Here is a 6,000-nt window from a genome sequence, read left to right as displayed (position 1 = left end):
AAGGCAGCCCTTGCAGGTAAGAGCGTAATAAAGATCGATGAACGGTACACGACGAAGACCTGCTGTGTATGTGGTGCGGTTCACGATATGCCCCTCTGGAAACGAGTTATGAACTGTGAATGTGGGAACTGCATTGATCGCGACCAAAACAGTGCGGTCAACATCATGGTGCGGTTCCTATCACAAGATGCCCTGTGGACGGGCTACCGGCAGTTCGCCGGTAATCTGCGACAAACAGGTCCGAGGATCCCCGTGGTCCCCGGACACTCGCAGGAAGCCCCCTGCGCAAGCGGGGGGTAGTTCACGCATGTCCTGTTTTTAGAAAGGCTTGTTTTATGCTATTTATGATCGAGAACCGCACCCTGCACCATCCCCTGTCGCCCTACCCTCGTTCATGCCGCGCCGGAAGGTCGCACCGCATGCTGCCCGCGCCGGCATGGTGCAGCGGTTCATACCGGATGCCGGCGAGGAATGCCTCCCCCGCCCGGCATAACAACTATCATCCCCGGGAGAGAATATCCCGGCCGGAGCACCACTAGTGCGGAGGAGTCACCACGAAGATCAGGGTCGCCCGCTGTTTTGCAGAAGAGAGCGCCGATGCGCCGGCGGTCCTGGAGGTCGAGGTGGACCAGGGGGCTGTCCCATCCGCAGACGAGATCATATCGTTTGCCTCCATTCACGGGGACTTTGCGTGTGTCTCGGACCGCATCTTCCGTCGGTTTGAGATCATCCTCCAGCCGGAGAGCCGCCTCGATGTTCTGAAAGACGCACTCCTCCAGGTCGTGCACATCGAGCGTGGAGGCTCCGGGGGCGAGGGGCTCAACCCCTACGAGGTCGAGGACTTCATCGACGCGCTCGAGAGGGCCCGGCAGAAGGTGCTGGACGGGGACGATGCGGTGGCCGGCGCCCCCTGATACGCTTGCTCCGGCATGCGTGGCCGCAACGGGCTGACGGCTATATGGGCAGCGGCCGGCCTCCCGGTTCGTTCACCTTTTTGCGGAGGACTGCGAACCTGTAGATGATCGGAGTGGCAGAAGGAGAGAAAGGGGCGCCCGGGCCCGGCGGGCTTGCCGTCAACACCATTCATACCATGGACTGCATCCAGGGCATGCAGTGCCTCCCGGCGGGCTCGGTCGACGTCATCGTCACATCGCCGCCCTACAACATTGGAAAGGAGTATAATTCCTACAACGATCAAAAGCCCCGGGAAGACTACCTCGACTGGATGGGGCTGGTCGCCGCCGGAGCGGCACGGGTTCTCGCGGACGGCGGTTCATTCTTCCTGAATGTCGGCGGCAAACCCCGGGACCCCTGGATACCCTTCGATGTTGTCCAGCAGTTCCGTCCTCACTTCGAGCTGCAGAACGTCATCCACTGGGTTAAGTCGATCGCGATAGGGAAAGAGGATGTGGGCAGTTACGAGAATATCGCCGGCGATATCGCTGTCGGCCACTACCAGCCGGTGAACAGCGCCCGTTACCTGAGCCAGTGCCACGAACACATCTTCCACTTCACAAAGAAGGGAGACGTAGCCCTGGACAAACTGGGTATCGGCGTGCCCTACCAGGACAAGAGCAACATCAGGAGGTGGAAGGGGGAGCGGGACCTCCGCGACCGGGGGAACACCTGGTTCATCCCCTACCGGACCATCCGTTCTTCCCGGCCGCACCCGACCAGTTTCCCGGAGAAACTCCCTGAGATGTGCATCCGGCTCCACGGCTGCCGGCCGGGGACGCTTGTCCTGGACCCCTTCATGGGCATCGGAAGCACGGCGCTTGCGGCAATCACCCTCGGGGTGGACTACATCGGCTTTGAGATCGACCCGGCCTACCGGGAGATTGCCGAGACCCGGATCGCCGAAGCCCGCGGGCAGGAACAGCGGGACTGACGCGGACATTTTTTTGTCCGGGGCCGTCCCCTTTTCCCGGGCCGTTTATGCTTTCCTGCCCTGCAGCGCAATCTTCCGGCTGCTCCCGCGAATGAGGGGTAACGGCTTCCCCGTGTCGTGTGGAACTGCCCCCGGTTGCAGGCCTCGTCACGCCCACGGCGTTCCCGGCGGGCAGCCGTGGAGCCGGATCTCCGCCGTGTGCCACCAATACTCCTCAAAAAATCCAATCGGACCACGTATATTATATAATACGGGCAGTATGTAGTCCCTGCCAGAGGGGAACAACGATGGATATCAAGTATGTATCAACGACATGCCCGTACTGCGGCACCGGGTGCGGGTTCAACCTTGTCGTCCGGAACGGCAAGGTATTCGACGTGGCGCACTGGCAACGCGCACCCGTCAACGGGGGCAAACTCTGTCCTAAAGGACGTTACGCCCACGAATTCATCAACAGCCCGGACCGCCTCACAAAACCGCTCATCAAGAAGGACGGCGAGTTTGTCGAGGCGACCTGGGACGAGGCCTACGACCTGATCGCAGAGAAGTTCAGGTCATACAAGCCCGCGGAGATGGCCTGCCTCTCCTCCGCCCGGACCTCGAACGAGGAGAACTACCTGATGCAGAAGTTCGCCCGGGTAGCGCTCAAGACCCCGCACGTCGACCACTGCGCCCGGCTCTGCCACTCATCCACCGTCGCGGGCCTCGCGGCGGTCTTCGGCTCCGGCGCAATGACCAACTCGATCATGGACATCGCCGACTCCAGGTGCATCTTCGTCCTCGGGAGCAACACCTTCGAGCAGCACCCGTTGATCGCGCGAAGCATCGTCCGCGCCAGGCAGAGCGGCGCGAAGGTGATCGTTGCCGACCCACGCAACACCCCAACCGCCCGGCAGGCTGATCTCTACATGCCGTTCATCTCCGGGACCGACGTTGCCGTTCTCAACGGCCTGATGCAGGAGATCATCAAGAACGGCTGGGAGGACAAAGAGTTCATCGCCAGGAGGACGAAAGACTTCGAGAAACTCAAGGAAGTCGTCATGAAGGACGCCTACAGCCCTGAGAACGTCTCGAAGACCACCGGCATCACGGTCGAGAGCCTCAGGACCGCGGCCGAATGGATCGCAAAAGCGGAGGCTGCCGCACTCATCTACTCGATGGGCATCACCCAGCACACCACAGGCGTCGACAACGTCAAATCGACCGCCAACCTGATGATGCTCACCGGCAACCTGGGCAGGCCGGGGACCGGCGTGAATCCGCTCCGCGGCCAGAACAACGTGCAGGGCGCCTGCGATATGGGATGCCTTCCAAACGTCTACTCCGGCTACCAGAAAGTCAACGACGAGGCTGCCCGGAAGAAGATGATGGACGCCTGGGGCGTCGACGATATCGCCGAGGGCAGGGTCGGCTACACTGTCACCGAGATGATCAACATCCTCGCCGACAACCCCGGCGAGCTCAAGTGCATGTATATCATGGGTGAGAACCCGATGCTCTCCGACCCGGACCTCCAGCATGTCGAGGAGGCGCTCAAGAACCTCGAGTTCCTGGTCGTGCAGGACATCTTCCTGACCGAGACCGCCGAACTCGCGGACGTCGTGCTCCCTGCCGCCTGTTACGCGGAGAAGGACGGCACTCAGACGAACACCGAGCGTCGTGTCCAGCGCTGGAAGAAGGCCCAGCAGGCACCCGGCGAAGCAAAGGAGGACTGGCAGATCATCTGCGAACTCGGCGCGAGGATGGGCTACGCAAAGCAGTTTGCGTTCAAGAGCCCCGAAGAGATCTTCAACGAGGTTGCCGCCGTCACACCGTCCTATCATGGCATCTCCTACGCCCGCCTCGACCCGGACGGCCTGCACTGGCCCTGCCCGACCGCGGAGCATCCCGGGACACCGATCCTCCACCGGGAGAAGTTCGCCATGCCGGATGGACTCGGCGTCTTTTCCGCCATCGAGTGGAAACCACCTGCCGAGGTCCCGGACGCCGAGTATCCTTACGTCCTCACCACCGGGCGGGTCATCTGGCAGTGGCACACCGGCACGATGACCCGCCGGTCGTGGAGCCTTGAGAAAGAGGCGCCCACGGGCTGGATCGAGATCAACACGGAGGATGCGAAAGAACTTGGCATCAAGGACGACGAGGTCGTTCGGGCGAGCACCCGCCGCGGCTCTATCGATATTCCTGCACGGGTCACCCCGGAGATCATCAGGGGTGTCATGTTTATCCCGTTCCATTACAAGGAGTGCGCAGCGAACCTCCTGACCCACAACGCGCTCGACCCGGTCGCCAGGATCCCCGAATATAAGGCGTGTGCCGTGAAGGTCGAGAAGATTGCGGAGGTGTGAGATATGGCAGGAAAAGGCGATTTACTCTATGCGTGGACAACGGATGAGAGCCTCCGGGAGAAGGCGGAGACCGGCGGAGCGGTCACCGCCCTGCTGCGTTACGCTCTTGAAAGCGGTATGGTCGACGGGGTCTTTGCGGTCAGGAAGGGCGCGGACGTCTATGACGCAGTGCCGGCTTTCATCACCGACCCGACCGAGATCGCGGGCATTGCCGGATCGCTTCACTGCGGCAGCCTGCTGCTCCCCAAACAGATGAGACGGTGCCTCCTCTCAACCGATCCGGATATGCGGATCGCCACCGTCCTCAAGGGCTGCGACGTCAAGGCGATGTATGAGATGGCCAAGCGCAACCAGGTCAATCTGGACAACATCATCATGATCGGCTTAAACTGCGGCGGCACCATCCGGCCGGAGGTAGCGCGGATCATCGTCCGGGAGAAACTCGGCCTTGACCCCGACGATGTCGTCAAGGAGGAGATCGACAAAGGAAAATTCATCGTCATCACAAGAGACGGCCAGCATGCTTCCGTCTCGATCGACGAACTCGAAGAGGGGGAAAAAGACCTCCTCGGGAACGAGGGGCTCGGCCGCCGGTCAAACTGCCGCCGGTGCAAGATTAAGATCCCACGCCAGGCAGACCTCGCCTGCGGGAACTGGGGCGTCATCGGCGAGCGGGCCGGTAACGCAACGTTTGTCGAGGTGGGGTCTGAAAAGGGGGCGAACCTCCTGAACGGCGCCGTGAAGGCCGGGGTCGTCGCCACAGAGCCCGCGAACCCGAAGGGTATCGAGATCCGGGGTAAGGTCGAGAACGCTATGCTGAAGCTCGGTGACAGGTGGAGGGCCCGCTACTTCGGGGCGCTCGGCGAGGGCACGGAGCGCTTACACAGGATCCGGGAGCAGACTTCCCGGTGCATCAAATGCTACTCCTGCATCGAGAACTGCCCGATCTGCTACTGTATCGACTGCAGCACAAGGAAGGACTACCTGGTCGAACCCGGCGTGATCCCACCGCCGTTCATGTTCCACCTGATCCGGTTCGCGCACATATCCGACTCCTGCGTCAACTGCGGCCAGTGCGAGGAACTCTGCCCCGTGGAGATATCAAACTCGGTCTTCCTCCATGCTATCCAGACCGATCTTGAGAGACTCTTTGGGTTCCACCCGGGAGAAGACATGACCCCACCGGTGCTTGCGCTCGTCGAGGAGAAACCGGAGCGCGACCGTCTCATCGCCACCGGCAGCGACCAGATCTTCGATATCTTCAAGTAACGCTCCTCCGCAGGAGCGGAGTTTGAGAAACCCGAAGGGTTTCGAAGGACGACGGGCGGGACGCCCGGAGCTCGAGCACCGCAGGTACGCAGCCCGGAACCGGGGTCCCCCCGCTTTCTTTGCGTTCTTTCCCGGAGCCCGCCGCACGGCTCCCCGGAGAGGCCCCTCAGCGCTCCTGTAGTCCCGGATATCCCCGGGCTGATGTAATCCGCGCCGGCCGGAATTGCAACCGCCAGAAGTCAGGCATATGTGTCTCATCGGGGGTGCAGCACCGGGCAGGGGTTCACGACTGGCCATACCGAAGACCTCCCTTTGAGATAGGGGTGGCCATCCGGGGAGAGAACCGCCTGGTCACCCGGTGTGTGCGGCGGCACCGTAACGGAACCCGGGGGTCGTGGTTGAAACAGCGTCCGGCTCCTCCGCAGCACTGCCTCTCTGACTGGCCCCGGGCGCGGGCCCGGGTTCCCGGGCAACCGGGGTGCCCGCGCTCTCCCG

Annotated in this window: 5 protein-coding genes; all 5 read left to right on the top strand. The window is 62.0% G+C overall.

Features of this window, described 5'->3' with window-relative positions:
• Window positions 1–300: transposase (locus BP846_RS07815; protein ID WP_292394130.1), on the top strand; the 300-nt coding region annotated here is incomplete at its 5' end.
• A gap of 323 nt (window positions 301–623) precedes the next feature.
• Window positions 624–914 (top strand): hypothetical protein, encoded by a 291-nt coding sequence (locus BP846_RS07810; RefSeq protein WP_292394127.1) that lies wholly within the window; start codon window positions 624–626, stop codon window positions 912–914.
• Window positions 915–1,027: 113 nt separating this feature from the next.
• Window positions 1,028–1,888, top strand: a complete 861-nt coding sequence (locus tag BP846_RS07805) for a DNA-methyltransferase (protein WP_292394125.1) — start codon at window positions 1,028–1,030, stop codon at window positions 1,886–1,888.
• 287 nt (window positions 1,889–2,175) lie between these two features.
• Window positions 2,176–4,236: a formate dehydrogenase subunit alpha gene (fdhF, locus tag BP846_RS07800; RefSeq protein WP_292394123.1), complete on the top strand. Its 2,061-nt coding sequence runs from the start codon at window positions 2,176–2,178 to the stop codon at window positions 4,234–4,236.
• A gap of 3 nt (window positions 4,237–4,239) precedes the next feature.
• On the top strand, window positions 4,240–5,505 hold the full coding sequence (locus BP846_RS07795) for a Coenzyme F420 hydrogenase/dehydrogenase, beta subunit C-terminal domain (RefSeq protein WP_292394121.1): 1,266 nt from the start codon (window positions 4,240–4,242) through the stop codon (window positions 5,503–5,505).
• Window positions 5,506–6,000: the final 495 nt, after the last annotated feature.

The sequence above is a fragment of the Methanoculleus sp. UBA303 genome (genome assembly GCA_002501655.1).
Classification (GTDB): domain Archaea; phylum Halobacteriota; class Methanomicrobia; order Methanomicrobiales; family Methanoculleaceae; genus Methanoculleus.
Note: the sequence above shows the minus strand (reverse complement) of the source record. Positions and strands in the feature narration are given on the sequence as shown.